Source organism: Nakamurella sp. (assembly GCF_044224575.1).
GTDB lineage: Bacteria > Actinomycetota > Actinomycetes > Mycobacteriales > Nakamurellaceae > Nakamurella.
Genome location: NZ_JBGAKE010000027.1, coordinates 38,671 through 55,410, shown reverse-complemented (window position 1 = coordinate 55,410; position 16,740 = coordinate 38,671). Strand labels below are relative to the sequence as shown.

20 protein-coding genes are annotated in these 16,740 nt (G+C 73.1%); 12 read left to right on the top strand and 8 right to left on the bottom strand.

From position 1 onward, the window contains the following. Positions 1-5: 5 nt before the first annotated feature. Entirely contained in the window at positions 6-725 is a 720-nt protein-coding gene (locus tag ACILSK_RS22320; protein ID WP_395729389.1) for an IclR family transcriptional regulator, read from the bottom strand. 267 nt (positions 726-992) lie between these two features. Between ACILSK_RS22320 and ACILSK_RS22315 the strand changes: the two genes are divergently transcribed. Beyond that, a complete protein-coding gene (locus tag ACILSK_RS22315) occupies positions 993-2,333 on the top strand; it encodes an MFS transporter (protein WP_395729388.1) in 1,341 nt (446 codons plus the stop codon). A 95-nt stretch (positions 2,334-2,428) separates the two neighbouring features. On the opposite strand, the gene ACILSK_RS22310 is transcribed toward ACILSK_RS22315, so the two are convergent. The 6 genes from ACILSK_RS22310 to ACILSK_RS22285 all read right to left on the bottom strand — a co-directional run bounded on the left by ACILSK_RS22310 (position 2,429) and on the right by ACILSK_RS22285 (position 7,189). Then, entirely contained in the window at positions 2,429-2,851 is a 423-nt protein-coding gene (locus ACILSK_RS22310) for a pyridoxamine 5'-phosphate oxidase family protein (protein ID WP_395729387.1), read from the bottom strand. Next, entirely contained in the window at positions 2,848-3,873 is a 1,026-nt protein-coding gene (locus ACILSK_RS22305) for an o-succinylbenzoate synthase (protein WP_395729386.1), read from the bottom strand. Before ACILSK_RS22305 ends, ACILSK_RS22310 begins: the two co-directional genes overlap by 4 nt. 59 nt (positions 3,874-3,932) lie before the next feature. After that, positions 3,933-4,421: a hypothetical protein gene (locus ACILSK_RS22300; RefSeq protein WP_395729385.1), complete on the bottom strand. Its 489-nt coding sequence runs from the start codon at positions 4,419-4,421 to the stop codon at positions 3,933-3,935. Between the two features lie 118 nt (positions 4,422-4,539). Beyond that, entirely contained in the window at positions 4,540-5,982 is a 1,443-nt protein-coding gene (locus ACILSK_RS22295; protein WP_395729384.1) for a histidine kinase dimerization/phospho-acceptor domain-containing protein, read from the bottom strand. Between the two features lie 11 nt (positions 5,983-5,993). Further along, a complete protein-coding gene (locus tag ACILSK_RS22290) occupies positions 5,994-6,743 on the bottom strand; it encodes a response regulator transcription factor (protein WP_395729383.1) in 750 nt (249 codons plus the stop codon). Between the two features lie 50 nt (positions 6,744-6,793). Then, positions 6,794-7,189 carry a hypothetical protein gene (locus ACILSK_RS22285; RefSeq protein ID WP_395729382.1) on the bottom strand — a complete coding sequence of 132 codons (396 nt, stop codon included), beginning with the start codon at positions 7,187-7,189 and terminating at the stop codon, positions 6,794-6,796. Positions 7,190-7,394: 205 nt separating this feature from the next. On the opposite strand from ACILSK_RS22285, the gene ACILSK_RS22280 reads away from it, so the two are divergent. Together ACILSK_RS22280 and trxA are read left to right on the top strand one after the other, a co-directional pair. Next, complete coding sequence (locus ACILSK_RS22280) at positions 7,395-7,799, top strand: MerR family transcriptional regulator (RefSeq protein WP_395729381.1); 405 nt, start codon at positions 7,395-7,397, stop codon at positions 7,797-7,799. Next, positions 7,796-8,140 carry a thioredoxin gene (gene trxA / locus ACILSK_RS22275; protein WP_395729380.1) on the top strand — a complete coding sequence of 115 codons (345 nt, stop codon included), beginning with the start codon at positions 7,796-7,798 and terminating at the stop codon, positions 8,138-8,140. The genes ACILSK_RS22280 and trxA overlap by 4 nt, the downstream gene beginning before the upstream one ends. A gap of 119 nt (positions 8,141-8,259) precedes the next feature. Here trxA and ACILSK_RS22270 read toward each other — a convergent pair whose 3' ends face one another. Further along, a complete protein-coding gene (locus ACILSK_RS22270; RefSeq protein ID WP_395729379.1) occupies positions 8,260-8,757 on the bottom strand; it encodes a winged helix-turn-helix transcriptional regulator in 498 nt (165 codons plus the stop codon). A 64-nt stretch (positions 8,758-8,821) separates the two neighbouring features. Between ACILSK_RS22270 and ACILSK_RS22265 the strand changes: the two genes are divergently transcribed. The 9 genes from ACILSK_RS22265 (at position 8,822) to ACILSK_RS22225 (ending at position 16,709) form a co-directional block, all read left to right on the top strand. Next, positions 8,822-9,337: a PaaI family thioesterase gene (locus ACILSK_RS22265; RefSeq protein ID WP_395729378.1), complete on the top strand. Its 516-nt coding sequence runs from the start codon at positions 8,822-8,824 to the stop codon at positions 9,335-9,337. 577 nt (positions 9,338-9,914) lie between these two features. Continuing rightward, positions 9,915-10,874 (top strand): 1,4-dihydroxy-2-naphthoyl-CoA synthase, encoded by a 960-nt coding sequence (locus ACILSK_RS22260; RefSeq protein WP_395729377.1) that lies wholly within the window; start codon positions 9,915-9,917, stop codon positions 10,872-10,874. A 4-nt stretch (positions 10,875-10,878) separates the two neighbouring features. Beyond that, positions 10,879-12,144 carry an o-succinylbenzoate--CoA ligase gene (gene menE, locus ACILSK_RS22255; protein ID WP_395729376.1) on the top strand — a complete coding sequence of 422 codons (1,266 nt, stop codon included), beginning with the start codon at positions 10,879-10,881 and terminating at the stop codon, positions 12,142-12,144. Next, positions 12,141-12,722, top strand: a complete 582-nt coding sequence (locus ACILSK_RS22250) for a mismatch-specific DNA-glycosylase (RefSeq protein WP_395729375.1) — start codon at positions 12,141-12,143, stop codon at positions 12,720-12,722. The genes menE and ACILSK_RS22250 overlap by 4 nt, the downstream gene beginning before the upstream one ends. Before the next feature lie 227 nt (positions 12,723-12,949). Continuing rightward, on the top strand, positions 12,950-13,828 hold the full coding sequence (locus ACILSK_RS22245; protein ID WP_395729374.1) for a 1,4-dihydroxy-2-naphthoate polyprenyltransferase: 879 nt from the start codon (positions 12,950-12,952) through the stop codon (positions 13,826-13,828). An 87-nt stretch (positions 13,829-13,915) separates the two neighbouring features. After that, positions 13,916-14,422, top strand: a complete 507-nt coding sequence (locus ACILSK_RS22240; RefSeq protein ID WP_395729408.1) for an RNA polymerase sigma factor — start codon at positions 13,916-13,918, stop codon at positions 14,420-14,422. Continuing rightward, positions 14,419-15,201 (top strand): hypothetical protein, encoded by a 783-nt coding sequence (locus ACILSK_RS22235; RefSeq protein WP_395729373.1) that lies wholly within the window; start codon positions 14,419-14,421, stop codon positions 15,199-15,201. The genes ACILSK_RS22240 and ACILSK_RS22235 overlap by 4 nt, the downstream gene beginning before the upstream one ends. Positions 15,202-15,258: 57 nt before the next feature. Continuing rightward, positions 15,259-16,020 (top strand): hypothetical protein, encoded by a 762-nt coding sequence (locus ACILSK_RS22230; RefSeq protein ID WP_395729372.1) that lies wholly within the window; start codon positions 15,259-15,261, stop codon positions 16,018-16,020. A gap of 41 nt (positions 16,021-16,061) precedes the next feature. After that, positions 16,062-16,709, top strand: coding sequence for a hypothetical protein (locus tag ACILSK_RS22225; protein WP_395729371.1), 648 nt, complete (start codon positions 16,062-16,064; stop codon positions 16,707-16,709). Positions 16,710-16,740 lie beyond the last annotated feature (31 nt).

Genomic DNA, 16,740 nt, shown 5'->3' with positions numbered 1-16,740 from the left:
GTCGGTCAGCTCAGCAGGGCGCTGATCCGGGCGGCGCCGTCGATCATCACCGGGGCGGCCCCGGCCATGATGTCGTCGCGGTAGGTGATCAGGTTCAGGCAGGCGGTGGGTTCGCTGTCGCCCTGGTGGATCAGCACGGCCAGACCGTGCGCGCCGGGTTCGACCTCACCCTTGCTCACGGAAAATCCCTGCACCCGGGCCCGGGTGACCTCGGGACGCTCGCCCGGTCGGGGCGGCAGGGCCGACAGCAGGCAGATGCCGGCCGACCCCCGACCCAGCGGATGCCGGCTGCCGGTGCGAAAGGCCAGGTGGTAGGTGCTGGAGGTCGGGGCGGCGACCGCGATTCCGACGACCTCCTCCCCCTCGCGAATCAGCAGCACCACGGTCGACTCCAGCTCCTCGGCCAGCTCCCGCATGATGGGCATGGCGGTGTCCCGCAGGGTGCTCTGCAGCCCGCCGGCCAGCGCGATCAGCCCGCCGCCGGCCCGGAACCGGTTGTCCGGCCCGCGGGAGATCAGGTGATGCTCGGCGAGCGTGGCCAGCAACCGGTGGGCGATCGTGCGGTGCACCTGCAACCGGTCCGCAACCTCCTGCACGGTCAGGCCCCCCGAGGTCGCCGCCACCAGTTCCAGCGCCCGGATCCCCCGATCCAACGTCTGCGATCCGCCGCCTTTCGCCGACGTCGCACGGGCCTTCGGATCGGCTGGGACCTCGAGGTCGGTCATGGGTGCTCATTTCGCTCGGCGTGCTCGTCACGGTGGCATTTGCCGGGCGGACTGGCCGCCGGCCCCTCGGTGATCGCCGCTTCAGGCTAGATCACGGGGCTGAAGGGCTTGACAGACCGCGGTATGGCCAGGATTCTATTCCATATAACGCACGGCAGTGCGCGTTGATCGCACGAGAAGCCAGGAGGCCGGCGGCGTCGATCGTCATCGGTCTCGCTCGCCTCCCTTGCGTCACCCCCCTGCGTCACCCCACACAAAGGAGTGTCCGTGTCCCCCACCCCGTCCACCACCGTGCCCGGTCTCGCCGACAAGACGCAGATGCGTCGGGTGCTGTTCTCCAGCTTCCTGGGCAGTGCCGTCGAGTTCTACGACTTCCTGCTGTACGGCACCGCCGCCGCCCTGGTCTTCGGGCAGCTGTTCTTCTCGGACCTGTCCCCGGTGGTCGCGACCATCGCCTCGTTCGGCACCCTGGCCGTCGGCTATATCGTCCGGCCGCTCGGCGGGGTCATCTTCGGCCACTTCGGCGACCGGATCGGCCGCAAGTCGATGCTCGTGCTCACCATGACCCTGATGGGCGCGGCCAGCTTCGCCATCGGCCTGCTACCCACCTACGCCACGATCGGCGCGGCCGCCCCGATCCTGCTCATCCTGCTGCGGCTGATCCAGGGCTTCGCCGTCGGCGGTGAATGGGGCGGCGCCGCCCTCATGGCCCTGGAACACTCCGACGAGAACAGGCGCGGCTTCTCCGCCAGTTTCGCCAATATGGGGGCCCCCGCCGGCGCCGTCCTGTCCACCGTAGTGCTGGCCATCGTGACCCTGCTGCCCGGCGACGCATTCCTGTCCTGGGGCTGGCGCATCCCGTTCCTGCTGTCCGCGGTCCTGGTCGGCATCGGCCTGTACGTGCGGCTCAAGGTCACCGAATCCCCCCTGTTCGAACAGGAAGTCATCACTGCCGTCGCCGTCGACCCGACCGTGAAGAAGCGACTGCCGATCATCGACGTCCTGCGCACCAACCCCGTCTCGGTGCTGCTCGGCATCGGCGCCGGCCTCGGCGCGTTCGCCCTGCAGGCGCTGATGGCCACCTTCGCCCTGACCATCGGCGTCCAGGGTGGCCTGACCCGCTCCACCGTCCTGTGGCTGTTCGCCGCCGGATCCCTGCTGCAGATCTTCGCCCTGCCCGCCTACGCCGCCCTGTCCGACCGGATCGGCCGCCGTCCCGTCATGATCAGCGGGTGCCTCGCCGCCGTCGTCGCCGTCTACCCGATCCTGCTGCTCATCGACTCCGGCTCCGCGCTCGGGGTGCTGCTCGGCTTCGTCATCGCGATGCCTCTGGTCCAGGCGGCCATGTATGGGCCGCTGGCCGCGTTCACGACCGAGATCTTCGCAACGGGCAACCGGTACACCGGGGCCTCGCTGGGCTACCAGCTCTCCTCCACCCTCGGCGGCGGGTTCGCCCCGCTCATCGCGGCCACCCTGGTCGCCGGCACCACCACCGGCAACGGCCTGCTGCGGGTCGCCGTGTTCGCCGCGACCGCCGCCCTGATCAGCGCGATCACCATCGCCCTGGCCAAGGAGTCCAGCCGGCGCACCCTGGTCACCACCGGCTGACGACGAGATGATCAGTGGTGCCGAGGTCGCCCGCCATCGGGTGACCTCGGCGCCGCACCACGTCCGGACCTGTAGATCCGTCGGTGGCGGTGGAGTCAGTCGTCGCCCGGCTCGGGACCGAAGACGAAGCTGCGCCCGGTGACGAACCGGGGCACGATGCGAACGAAGACGTGCTTGCGGGTAGCGACCCATGGGTGCACCCCCGCCGTGGCGGCATCCTCGAAGTCGGCGCCCCACTCGGCCGGATGGGCCTGGCCCTTCACGACCACGCTCCACCCGGACGTCTGGTCGAAGCCGTCGATCTCCATGGCGACGACGTCGTTGACGGTCAGCGCGGCGAGCTTGGTGCCCTGCGCGGTCCGGAACACCAAGGTGCCGTCCTGGACCACGTAGTTGATCGGGAAGATCTCCGGCTCACCGCCGACGGTCAGCGCCAGGCGACCGAACTGATTGCTGCGCAGTAGATCCCAGCAGGCCTCGGGGGTCAGCTCGGTCACGGCGGAAAGTGTCTCGGTCATTGCTCGATCCTGGGCGACGGGGCGCCCGAACGACCAGAGCCGAAAGTCCCATTGCCGGCGAGACGGGCCACCCGGCGGAGCCGGTCCAGCCAGAAGGCGGTCCCGGCGGGGTCCGCGGCGACCTGGTCGATCCGGTCCGGGTCCGGCGCCCGATCGGGGACCGTCAGGTACCCGTCGACCGGGCGCGGCGCCGCGGCGCAGACGTCGTCGGCCAGCAGCACGCCGGTCCCGAGCCCGCAGGCGTAGGGCAGCTCCGGGAGCGCGGCGGCCAGCGCGACTCCGGCGGCCAACCCCACCGCGCTGTCCACCGCCGACGACACCACCACCGGCACCCCGGCCGCCGCGGCCAACGCGAGCGCGGCCCGGACCCCACCCAGCGGCGCCACCTTGACGATCGCGATGTCCGCGGCATCCGTCAGCCGGACCGCGTGCGGATCGCCGGCCCGGCGAATCGACTCGTCGGCAGCGATCGGCGGCCGGATGCGACCCCGGACGGCGGCCAGCTCGGCCAGCGTCGGACACGGTTGCTCGACGTACTCCAACCCGCCGGCGGCGTCGTCCAGGTCGGCGACCGCCGCCACCGCCTGGTCCACGGTCCAGGCGCCGTTGGCGTCGATCCGGATTTGCCCGCCGGGCCCGAGTGCGGCCCGCACCGCGCGGACCCGGGCCAGGTCGGTCGCCGGTTCGGTCCCCGGATCGGCCACCTTGACCTTCGCCGTGCGGCAGCCGGCCGCCGCGACCAGGTCGGCCGCGACACCCGGGTCGACCACCGGCACGATCACATTCACCGGGACCTCGTCACGCACCGGCGCCGGCCAGGGCGTCGTCGCCGACTCGACCGCGGCCCGCAGCCACGGCACACACTGCGCATCGGTGTAGTCCCGGAACGGGGCGAACTCCGCCCAGCCGGCCGGTCCCCGCAGCAGGACCCCCTCACGCACGGTCACGCCGCGGAACCGGTGCACCATCGGCAGCGCGAACACCCGAGCGGTGCCGAGCAGGTCCTGCAGATCGCCGTTCACCGCCTCATCGTGCCCCGACGTCGGAGAAGGTCCCGGGTGGGGGCGACCGGATGTCCTGGTCAGGGCCCCGACTGCGCGGACGTCAGCTCGGCGCGGAACCGGGCCAACCGGACGCGTGGGTCCTCCAGGCGGCGGGTCCGGACCAGCAGCGCGACCGTCGGTAGCGTCCCGACGAGTGCGACCAGCCACCACGGGGTGGTCCGGAGCGCGGCCACGACCGGCACGAGGACGACCACGCAGGCGAGGACGAGCACCACCACCCGATCGGCCCCCGGGTAGCGGCTCGCCCGGAGCAGCCGGTCGAGGACGACCGCATCAAGCTCCCCGACCCCGGTCGGCTGCCCGGTGCTCACGGCGACCGCGATCCGTTGCCGCTCGGGCCACGAGCGGTTCCAGTAGGCCCGCTCGATGATTCGGTTGGTCACCGCACCGGCGAGCACACTGCCGAACATCCCGGCCACTGACAGCCAACGGGTGTTCACCCCGTTGATCGCGGCCGGCAGCGCGAGAATCCACGGAGCGGCCGCGACGAGATACACGATGGTCAACGTCCAGAAGCTCGGCGTCCACGGCGCACCAGGGACCCGTGCGCGCGCCGTCCCCGCCTCCCGCATCGTGCGGCTGTGCCCGGACCGGGCTCCGGCGAAACGTCGGTCCGGCCGGGCGTCAGGGTGTGGGTACGTCGGACGGCAGGCGGATCGTCATGGCGACGCCGCCCTCTGGCGCCGGTGATGCGGCGATCGTGCCGCCCAGCCGCTGCACCAGCCCGTGCGCGAGCGCGAGTCCGAGGCCGGCCCCGGTCGGCCGGCGGCCCCGGTAACGGCGGTGCAGCTCGCCGGGCAGGAACGCCACCGGGTAGTCCTCGGGCGCCAGACCTGGCCCGCCGTCGCGCACCTGGAGCACGGCGGCCCAGGGCGGCCCGGCGGTCTCGGCGCGCAGCGACAGCACCAGCGGGCCACCCGCCGGCAGGACCCGCAGGGCGTTGTCGGCCAGCCCGTCCAGCACCTGCCGCAGCCTCCGCGGATCGGTGCGCGCGGGCACCGGCGACGGCGGGACGTCCAGCACCAGCGGCACTCCCGCGGAGTCGCACCGGGGCCGCCAGACCTGGGCCATCTCGTCGAGCAGCGCGGTCAGGTCCACCGGTTGGACGTCCAGGGTGAACCGGTCGGCGCCGAGCCGGGCCAGGTCCAGCAGGTCGGAGATCAGCCGCTCCATCCGCACCGCCTCGCCCTGGATCAGGCCACCGACCTCGGCCTGCTCGGCGGCGCCGACCAGCCCGTCGGCCAGCGCCTGCGCCTGCCCGCTGATCCCGGCGAGCGGGGTGCGCAACTCGTGGGACACCGAGGCGAGGAAGTCACGCTGCCGGGACTCGCTGTGCTGCAACGCGTCCGCCAGCTCGTTGACGGCGATCGAGACGTCCGCGACCTCCCGCGGACCGGCCACCGGGACACGCACGTCGCGGGCGCCGTGGCCCATCTGCCGGGCCAGGTCGGCGGTGCGACGCAGCGGGGCGGAGACCACCCGGGCGATCAGCAGCCCGATCAGCAGGGCGGCGACCAGACCGGCCGCGACCGCCCAGATCAGCCGGCCCTCGACGGTCCGCCGGGTCTCGGCCGCCACGTCCGCGGGCGTCACCAGCGCGAAGCCGCCCGTCGTGGTGGACCGGGCCTCGACAAGCTGCAACTCACCGCCGGCGCTGGCCCGGCCGGAGACGGACCGGCCGCCGACCGCATCCGACGCCCCGGCCTGCCGGGCCGCCCGCCGCGCGACCTGGTCGCCCCCGGCCAACGACCCGTCGGGACCGATCAGCACCACCCCGGTCTGCTGGCCGTCCAGGGCTCGGGCGGTCGCGGCCAGAATGTCGGCGGCGGCGGCGGGGTCGGCGGCGATCTGGGTGGCCACCAGGTCGGCCCGATCGGACAGAGCCTCGGTCGAGATGTCCAGCAGGCTGCGCCGCACCAGCAGCACGCCGACCACCGCGGCCACCGTGGCGACGAGCACGGCGACCGCGATCACCAGCAGGGTGACCCGGACGGCCAGCGTGGTCCGGGTCCGACGGGCCCGACCGGGCGGCGGTGCGGGCGGACCCGTCACCGGGGGCCCGGCCATCGGCGGGCCGGTCATCGGTCGTCGGCGGCGTAGCCGACCCCACGGACCGTGCGGATCGGGCTGGCGTCACCGAGTTTGGCGCGTAGCGCGGCGACGTGGACGTCGACGGTCCGGGCGCCGGCCGCGCTGGCGTACCCCCAGACTGCGCTGAGCAGTCCGGCCCGCTCGAATACCCGCCCGGGGCTGCGGGCCAGGTGCAGCAGCAGGTCGAACTCGGTGGCGGTGAGGTCCACCTCCCGTTCCTCGCCACCGGCGGCCGGCCGGGCCGGATCCGGATCGACCCAGACCCTCCGCCGTCCCGGGTCGATCCGTACCCGCCCCACCCGGAGCGCGGCGGCACCCGCCCCGCCGGGGCCGCCGGCCCGGCGCAGCACCGCCCGCACCCGGGCCACCAGCTCGCGCGGGTTGAACGGCTTGACCAGGTAGTCGTCACCGCCGAGTTCCAGGCCGAGGATCCGGTCGACGTCCTCGTCCCGGGCGGTGGCGAACAACACGGGCGTCCAGTCACCGCCGTCCCGCAGCCGCCGGCACAGGTCCAGCCCGTCCATGTCGGGCAGGCCGATGTCGAGCACGATCGCCACCGGCCGATCGGCGCGGACTGCGGCCAACCCCTCCTGGCCGGTCCGGCAGATCCGCACCGCGAAGCCGGCGGCCGTCAGGTACCGGCGGACGACGTCGGCGATCACGGACTCGTCCTCGACCACGACCACCAGCCCCCGATCAGGGGCCCGGTCGGTCGCCGGGTCGTCGCGTGCGGCCATGGATCAACCTTCGCCGGTGCGGGACGCCCGGGCGAGCTGACACACGCCGGTCAGCTGCAATGGGCCTGTTTGACCGCCTGCAGATCGCTGATGATCCCCGCCGCCGGGTCCTTCACCTGCGCGCGCAGGTTGGCCATGTCGGTCATCAGCTTGGACAGTTCGGGGTTGCTGGAGCTCAGCGACTGGGCCTTGGCCTGCAACCAGGCGATGGACCCACGGGTATTGGCATCGCCGTTCCACCGGTCCTGCGCCTTCTGCCGCCGGTCGAGCGCCTTGTCGATCCGCGCGCAGTACTTCGGGGTGTCGGTCGCCTGCGCCGCGGTCGCGGACACCGCCTGCCCGGCCACCGGCGCGGCGGCCGCCGGCCCGGCCAACGCGACCGTCGCGGCCAGCGCGGTCGCCGTGACGCCGCCGGCCAGCATGGTCCAGAACGCTCGTTTCGCCATCGGTGGTTCCTCCCTCACGTGCCCGGGCGATCGCCCGGAACCGAACGAGGACCAGCGTCGTCGCCGGGTTTGCGGGCACCGTCCGGGCCGTGTTCGGGTTCGGTAAAGACGCCTGGCCGGCCGGGCCGGCCAATTTTCTTGCCTTCACCCGCGCGTCAATGTCTACCGTCGTGCCCATGAGGACATGGGCCGAGCGGAATCGGTCATGAGGATCGGGGAGGCGGCTCGCCTCGCCGGAACGACCACCCGGGCGCTGCGCTTCTACGAGGCGCAGGGACTGCTCGACGCCGGCCGCTCGGCCAACGGGTACCGGGAGTACGACGAGCAGGACGTGAAGGTGCTCGTGGAGATCCGGTCCCTGCAGGCGGAGGGGCTGAGCCTGGAGGAGACCCGGCCGTTCGTCGAGTGCCTGCGGGCGGGCAACGACGCGTCCGACTCGTGCGCCGATTCGTTCGAGATGTACTCGCGCAAGCTCGCCGAGGTGGACGCCCAGCTCGCGCGGCTGCAGGCGATCAGGGACGCGTTGCTCATCCGGCAGGCCGCCGCGGCCGGCCGGGACGTCATCGGCTGCCGGGCGCCGCTCGGCATCAACGGAAACGAGGATTCATGATCACCGATAATGCCCTGGTCCGGCCCGTGACCGACGAGACCTTCGCGCAGGACGTCCTGGCCGCACCTGGCCCGGTGCTCGTCGACTTCTGGGCCCAGTGGTGCCCGCCGTGCCACATGATCGCTCCGGTGCTGGAGCGAATCGCCGCGGAGAAGGCCGGCGAGCTGACCATCCGATCGATCGACTGCGACGCGAACCCGCTCACCGGCGCCCGGTATCGGGTCATGGCGATGCCGACGATGATGCTGTTCGTCGACGGCGAGCCCGTCGCGTCCATCGTCGGCGCCCAGCCCAAGGCCCGCTTGCTCGCAAGGATCGATGACGCCCTCGGCACTCGCTGACCGGCCTGCCTCCCCTGCCCCCAGGCCCCTGCTCGCGCGGATCAACTTCGCCGGCGCGGCTGATCTCGTCGACTTCCGTCCCACCGTTCCCATTCGGCGCGACTTCGTCCGCGCGCCCGTCAGTCCCCGACGGCGGCCGGGGTCGCCCGGCGCACCGCCCCCGGCCCGATCCGTCCGACGACCTCACGGCTACCGGTCAGGTCGTGGCCGGCCGCGCACCGCACCACCAGGTGCACCGGCTCGCCGCAGTCGCGGTGGGCGAACTCGATCGGCGGCCCGGCCGGGTCGGCCAGGTAGCGATTCCCCCACTCCTGCAACGCGATCAGCACCGGGTACAGGTTGAGACCCTTCTCGGTGAGCCGGTATTCGTGCCGTTCCCGCTGACCGGGCACCCGGTATGGCTCCTTCCGCAGGATGCCGTCGTCGACGAGGCGGCGCAGCCGCGCCGTCAGCACCTGCCGTGGGATCGAGGTGCGCACCGTCATGTCGTCGAAGCGGCGGATGCCCTGAAACACCTCGCGCAGCACGATCAGCGACCAGCGGTCCCCCATGATCTCCAGGCTGCGCTGGATGGTGCAGTTGTCGACCGACCACTGCAGCGCCTCGGGTGCCGTCATGAGGTCGATGGTCGACACGCTGGGTCTACTTGTCAAACCCAGAGCCGCGTGCCACCCTGAGTTCATGACGCAGACGCAGACCGACTCCCGCTCCCGCGCGCACTCGTGGGACGACCCGGCGATCGCGCTCAGCTCCCTGCCGACCCTGAGCGGGCTGGAGTTCCTGCAGGCGATGGTCGAGGGGCGGGTGCCGTCCCCGCCGATCTCCTCGACGCTGAACTTCGCCGAGTTCACCGTCGAGCCCGGCCGGGTCACCGTCGAACTCGACCCCGCCGAGTTCCACATGAACCCGCTCGGCAGCGTGCACGGCGGCGTCATCGCTGCCCTGCTGGACACGGCGTGCGGTTGCGCGGTGCACACCACGCTGCCGGCTGGCACCGGGTACACCAGCCTGGACCTGAACACCCGGTTCCTGCGCCCGGTCCGGGCCGGCGGCGGCCGGATCCGCTGCGTCGGAACGGTCCTCACCGCCGGATCGCGGACCGCGACGGCGGAGGCGAAGCTGCTCGACGGTCGTGACCGGCTGCTCGCCCACGCCACCTCGACCTGCCTGATCTTCCCGATCGCCGCCCCGGCCTGACCCCCGAGGCCCCTGCGGCTCGGCCCACCAGGGTTCGCTGATCAAAGCCGGGCGCGGACGGCCGGATTCGCCGGTTCGGCTCGGCTTTGATCAGCGGGCGGGCCCGGCAGGGGCTGTTCCCTCGAGTTGAACCGTATGCGGGACGGCGAATCCGCGTCAGGCTGATCAACTCGGCACTGAGTCCGACATTTCAGGCGTGCCTTGCCGAGATGAACGGCGGTCGGCCCCGCAGGGGCCGTCCCCTCGGGCTGAAACCATGTGCGGCTGGGGCCTCGCGCCCCCGGGCCGGCTGCGCTGATCCAAGTCCAATCAATACAGATAAATCGGGCGTCAATTCGAGACTTCGATCAGCGCACCGGTCGGCCCAGCCCAAAGCAACGGTGCATTACGGGCATATCGGTCGCCTTTGGTTTCGACTGATCAGCCCGGCACGACCACGATCCTGCAACAACGGTGCATTTCGGGCAGGTAGGTCTCCGCGGGCTTCGACTGATCAGCGAACCAATGGGGCGCCGGCCTGCACCGCAGAGCCGGGCGACACTGCGCCCGGTGCCCGGCCCCGAGGGTGGCTCGTAGCATGCTGCGCATGACCGTCAGCGAGATCTTCGACCCCACCCGATGGCGCGAGGTCGAGGGCTTCGACTTCACCGACATCACCTACCACCGGCACGTCGGCATCCGGCCGGCCGGCGGGACTGAAGAGGATCGAGCCCGGGTGACCGATCTCCCCACGGTGCGGATCGCGTTCGACCGGCCGGAGGTACGCAATGCCTTCCGCCCGCACACCGTGGACGAGCTGTACCGCGCGTTGGATCACGCCCGGATGACCAGCGACGTCGGCTGCGTGCTGCTCACCGGCAACGGCCCCAGCCCCAAGGACGGCGGCTGGGCGTTCTGCTCCGGCGGCGACCAGCGGATCCGCGGCCGTAGCGGCTACCAGTACGCCTCCGGGGAGACCGCGGAGTCCGTCGATCCGGCCCGGGCCGGGCGCCTGCACATCCTGGAGGTGCAGCGGCTGATCCGGTTCATGCCCAAGGTGGTCATCGCGGTCGTCCCCGGGTGGGCGGCCGGCGGCGGCCACTCCCTGCACGTCGTCGCCGACCTGACCCTGGCCAGCGCCGACCACGCAAGGTTCAAGCAGACCGACGCCGACGTCGGTTCGTTCGACGCCGGCTACGGCTCGGCCTACCTGGCCCGGATGGTCGGTCAGAAGTTCGCCCGGGAGATCTTCTTTCTCGGCCAGGAGTACTCGGCGCAGGAAATGTTTGCGATGGGCGCGGTCAATCGGGTAGTGCCGCACGCCGACCTGGAGACCGTCGCCCTGGAGTGGGCCGCGCTGATCAACGGCAAGTCACCGACCGCGCAGCGGATGCTCAAGTACGCGTTCAACCTCGTCGACGACGGCCTGGTCGGGCAGCAGTTGTTCGCCGGCGAGGCGACCCGGCTGGCCTACGGCACCGACGAGGCGGTGGAGGGGCGGGACGCGTTCCTGCAGAAGCGCGCCCCCGATTTCACCGGCTACCCCTGGGCGTACTGATCTCATGCCGCGCCCGCTCGAGCTGCTCCTCGTGCCCACCGGTGCACCGGTGCCGGACCTGCTGCCCCGCCTCGCGGACGCGCTCTCCGGGACCGGTCCGGCGCTGCTCCCGGTGCCGGCGGCCGACCCACGGGCCGCCGCCGAGCTGGCCCGGGCGTTGGGCGCCGGCCGTCCCCTGACGCCGGGCGAGGACGACGATGCCGACCCGACCGCGTTCGTCGTCGGCACCTCGGGCTCGACCGGCGACCCCAAGGGCACCCTGCTCCCGGCGTCGGCGTTGCTGGCCTCGGCCCGAGCCACCCGTAGGGTCCTGCTCGGCGACGACCCCCGGCCCGCGCACTGGCTGCTGGCGCTGCCCGCGCACCACATCGCCGGGCTGCAGGTCCTGCAGCGGTCGCTGGTCGAGGACACGACGCCGACCGTGCTGGACACGTCGTCGACGTTCACCGCGGAACGGTTCGCGCAGGCTGCGCAATCAACCCCGGGCCCGGTCCGGCTCGTCTCGCTGGTGCCGACCCAGCTGCAGCGGGTGCTGGCCGACCACGACGCGACCGCCGCGCTGGCCGGTTTCGACGCGGTGCTCATCGGCGGTGCCGCGGCGGCGCCGGCGCTGCTGGACCGGGCCGCGGCCGCCGGGGTGCGCGCGGTGACCACCTACGGGATGAGCGAGACCTGCGGCGGCTGCCTGTACGACGGGCGGCCGCTGGACGGCGTCGTCGTCGGCACCGACCGGTCCGGCCGGCTGACCCTCGCCGGCCCGGTGGTCGCCCGCGGGTACCGGGGACGGCCGGACGATCCGGCCTTCGACGTCGACGAGGACGGCCGGCGCCGGTTCCGCACCGACGACATCGGTGAGTTCACCGGCGACGGGACCCGTCCGGACGCCGGGCGGTGGCGGGTGCTCGGCCGGGCCGACGACGCGTTGATCACCGGCGGCGTCAAGGTCGCCCCGGCCGCGGTCGAGGCCACGCTGTCGGCGCTGCCCGGGGTCGCGGAGGTCATCCTCACCGGCGTCCCGGACGCCGAGTGGGGCGAGCGGCTCGTAGCGGTGGTCGTCCCCGAGGCGACCGGCCACCCGGACGCGGCCGCGCTGCGCGCGACGGTCCAGGCCACGCACGGCCCGGCGGCGGCCCCGCGGGTGATCGTGCTGGTGGACGGCCTGCCGCTGCGCGGGCCGGGCAAGCCGGACCGGGCCGCGATCCGGACCCTGGCCCGGGATGCCGTCGCCGCCCGCGCGAGCCCGACCGTCGACCTGCGGTCCGGCCGGTGAGCCCGGCCAGGTTCACCCGGGCGGAGCTGCAGTCGTTCCGCGGTGCCAAGGTCGACGACCTGATCGAACCCGGCGTGCGGTTACTGTTCGTCGGCATCAACCCGGGCCTGTGGACGGCGGCCGCGAACGCGCACTTCGCCCGGCCGGGCAACCGCTTCTGGCCGGCGCTGCACCTGGCCGGGATCACCCGGGAACGGATGGACATGTCCGGCGGCATGTCCGCCGCCGACCGCTCCGAGCTGGTCGCGGCCGGCGTCGGCATCACCAATCTGGTGCCCTACGCGACCGCCCGCGCGGACGAGCTCACCACCGAGCAGATCCGGGCCGCCGCCGCGACGCTCACCGCCACCGTCGAACGCTTCGCTCCTGCGGTCGTGGCGGTCCTCGGGCTGACCGCCTTTCGACAGGCGTTCGGCCGACCCAAGGCGGTCCCGGGCCGGCAGCCCGACGACCTCGCCGGCGCCCAGCTGTGGGTGCTGCCCAACCCCAGCGGGCTCAACGCGCACGAGACCGCCGCCTCGCTGGCCGCCGCCTACCGCCGGCCCGGACTCGCCGCCGGCGTCCCGCTGGTCCGCTGACACCGCCCGCCCAATCCCTGTTCGCTGATTCGGCCGCCCGCCCCCGGGTTCGCTGATCAATCCCGCGCCGGGCCGGGCGTTCTGTCCGATTCAGCGCGGAAAAGATCAGCGAAGCACCGAGACTCGCCCGGGTGGGAGTAGCGAACCACCTCAGGGAGCGCCGCCCCCCGGCGGCTGGCCGGGCGGATGGCCGGGGGCCGCCGGGTCACCGGCTAGGGTCGGATCACGTGGCAACAGCTCAGCAATGGATCCAGGCCGCCCGGCCGCGCACCCTTCCGGCGGCGGTCGCCCCGGTGCTCGTCGGCACCGGCGCGGGTATCGACCTCGGCGGCTTCTCCTGGCTCCGCGGTGGGCTGGCCCTGATCGTCTCGCTGGCCTTGCAGGTCGGGGTGAACTATGCGAACGACTACTCCGACGGTGTCCGCGGCACCGACACGGTCCGGGTCGGTCCCACCCGGCTGGTCGGCGCCGGCCTCGCCACACCCGGCACGGTGAAGCGGGCCGCCTTCGCCTGCTTCGGGGTCGCCGGCCTGGCCGGCCTGGCGTTGGCGGCGATGACGTCCTGGTGGCTGGTCCCGGTCGGCCTGGCGTCGGTCGCCGCCGCGTGGTTCTACACCGGCGGCCCCAAACCGTACGGCTACGCCGGCCTCGGCGAGCTGTTCGTCTTCGTGTTCTTCGGCCTGGTCGCGGTGCTCGGCACGACGTACGTGCAGGCCGGAACGGTCACCCTCTGGGCGGTGATCGCGGCGATCGGCATCGGCCTGCTGGCCTGCGCGCTGCTGATGGCCAACAACCTGCGTGACGTGCACACCGACGTCGATGCCGGCAAACGCACGCTGGCGGTGCTGCTGGGCGAGCCGTTGTCCCGCAAGGTCTTCGCGTTGATGATCGTCGGCGCGTTCCTGGCCGTTCTCGCCCTCTCGCCGAGCCATCCCTGGTGCCTGCTGGGGTTCCTGGCGGTGCCGCTGGCGGTACTGCCGACCCGCGCCGTCCTCCGGGGCGCTCGCGGCCGCGACCTGATCACCGTGCTCGGCCAGACCGGCCGCCTGGAATTCGTCTACGCGGTGCTGGTCGGGGCCGGCCTCGCGTTGGAGGCGTGGACCTGACGGAACCGGTGAGCTGACCGGCGGTGTAGGCCGGGTAAGGACGACCGGAGGTGACGGATCAGCCAGGACCCGCCGGATGGCGAAGCCATCAGCAGCGTGCGCGGAGGTGATCCGGCCGCGTTCGCCGTTCTGGTGCGCCGGTACGGCGGGATCGCCCGGCGGACGGCCGCGGTACTCGGCGCCGGCGCCGACACCGACGACGTGGTCCAGGAGGCGTTCGTGAAGGCGTACCGGGCGCTGGGCACCTTCCAGGACGGCGCCCCCTTCCGGCCGTGGCTGCTGCGGATCGTCGCCAACGAGACCCGCAACACCCGCCGGGCGGCCGGCCGGCGAGCGGTCCGGGAGATGGCCCACCTGCCGCCGCTGGTGGAACCGTTGGAGGACCGGCAGGCAGACCTGGAGGTGTTCCGGACGCGGGTCGAGGCCCTGCCCGAGCACCAGCGGCTCGTCATCGCGTGCCGGTTCCTGCTCGACCTGGACGAGACGCAGACCGCGCAGGTGCTCGGCATCTCCCGCGGAACGGTCAAGTCCCGCACGCATCGGGCGCTGGCCCGGCTGCGCGACACGATCACGCGGCCGGAGGTGACCCGGTGACCGACCCCGACGACGAGGTGCTGACCAGGCTCACCCGCCTGGCCACCGCCATGCGGGTCGAACCACCCGCGGACGGTCTGGTCGACGATGTGCTGGCCCGGATCGACAAGATGACGGTCCCCGTTCGGTCCGGACCACGACAGCACCTGGCCCGGTGGGCCGACTCGGCGCGACGGCACCGGCGAGCGGCGACCGCGCTCGCCGTCGCCCTGATCCTGACGCTGCTCGCGGTCAGCCCGGCCGGCGCGAAAATCGCCGAGTGGCTGGGCATCGGCGCCGTGCAGATCGTGCCGGTCCCGGCACCGCCCGGGGACGCCGCGACCGCCGACCCGGCCGACGCGGACGGCTTCACCGAGGTCACCCTGGAGCAGGCCCGGGCGCAGGCGCCCTTCCCGCTCATCGTCCCGGCCGACCTCGGCCCGCCGGCCCGGGTGCTCCTCGGCCCGGGGCGGACCGTCGTGTCGATGGTGTGGCCCGCCGGCGACCCGGCGGCACCCGGTCCCCCGGTGCGGCTGGACCAGCTGGCCGGCCGACCGGACTATGCCGTGGTCAAGAAGTACGCCGACGACATCGACTTCACCCAGGTGGGCGGGGCGGACGCGTTCTGGCTCCGGATGCCGCATCCGTTGGTCTACACCGACCCGACCGGCGCCGAGCAGACCCAACGGTCCCGGATCGCCGGGCCGACCCTGATCTGGACGGACGGCCCGGTCACCCTGCGCCTGGAAGGGGTCCCCGGACGGGACCGGGCGATGCAGATCGCCCGGTCGGCCGGCTGACGGAACCCGGCGAGCACACCGCGGTGTAGAGGCATCGAGACTGCCGAGGAGGCCGCTGTGCGCATCGTCCGAACCCTGATCACCCGGCTGACCGCCGTGCTGGCGGTGGCCGGCGCCGTCGTCCTGGCCGCCCCGGGCACGGCGACCGCCGGCGGGCCGACCAGCGTGCTGCTGGCGTCGCCGTACACCGGCTCCGCGACCGGCCTGTACTACACCGACCCCGACTACGAGCAGTTGCAGGCCCTGCTCGGCGGACCCGACCTGCCCGCCGGTGCGCCGCAGCCGCCGGGCGTGACCGGGTCGCCGTACGTCACGGCGACCTGGTTCATCCACGACGTCTTCGCCTGGCGGATCGATCGGATCTTCCTGCCCGGCGACGACATCTGGGTCGTCTCCGAGATGTCCGGCGACGGTGGCCCGCTGACCGGGGACGGCATGTACCCCGGCCAGACCGGCGACGCCGGGGCGGTCTGGCACCGGCCCACCGACCCGGCCGCACTCGGCACCCTGCTCGCCGCCCACGGGTTGACCCCCGGGTCGGGCCGCGCCGGGAGCGGCGAATCACCGGCCACCGAGGGTGCGTCCCTCGCCGGCGCCGCGCCCACCGACGCGTCGCCGGCCGCCGCCGCGCCGATCCAGCCGGCGGCGACGTCCGCGCCCTCGCCGGCCGGAACGGGCTGGCCCTGGGGCATCGGCGGTCTGCTCGTCGGGCTGCTGCTCGGCGGGGCGATCGTCCGGGCCACGATGGGTCGCCGGACGGTGCCCGGACCCGAGCCGGTGTCACCTCCCGACCCGGCCCGGATGCAGCCGATCGACTGATCGGATGGCGCGCCGAGCACGGACGGCGGCACCATGGAGAGATGTTCATCGCCGGGACCGAGCGATGGAAGGTCGTGCTGGTCGAACCGGAGGTGCTCCGGATCGCCCTGTACGTGCGCGATGCCGCCGGACTCGACCCGGTGACCGACCCGCCGATCCCACCCACCGATCCGTCGACCGGGTGGTGGCCGTCCTGGTCGCGCCGGCCGGTGGAGATTCCCCAGCCGCGCGGGGTGCGCCTGCTCGGGCGGCGGGAGGTGGACCTCACCGCGGCCTCCGCCCAATGGGCCCGTTGGTGGCGGCACCTGGTCGATCAGGGCACGGCCGGCATCGACGACCTGCGGCCGCCGAACTTCCCGGCGCTGGCCCACGTGCCGGACCTGCGGGCCGTGCTGCAGCAGCACTATCACCATGCGTGCCTGTGGTCGGAGGGCATCGATGGTGATCCACGGATCCGGAACGCGCATTCGGCCCCCGGGATCGGGCTGAACGCCTTCATCAGGGACCTGCCGCGCCGGCTCGGACGCGAGCCCCGCACGTTCGCGCTCCGGGTGTCGGTGATCGGCGTGCAGGGCAAGCACGCGTGGGTCGTGCACCCGGACCACTTCCTGCTCACCCGGCCCCTGATGTACGACCTGGACAACGCCCTGGACTGGTTGCAGCCCCGGATCCTGGCCCTGGCCAGCTGAGCCGGAGGTTGCGTGTCGACGCCGGGTCCGG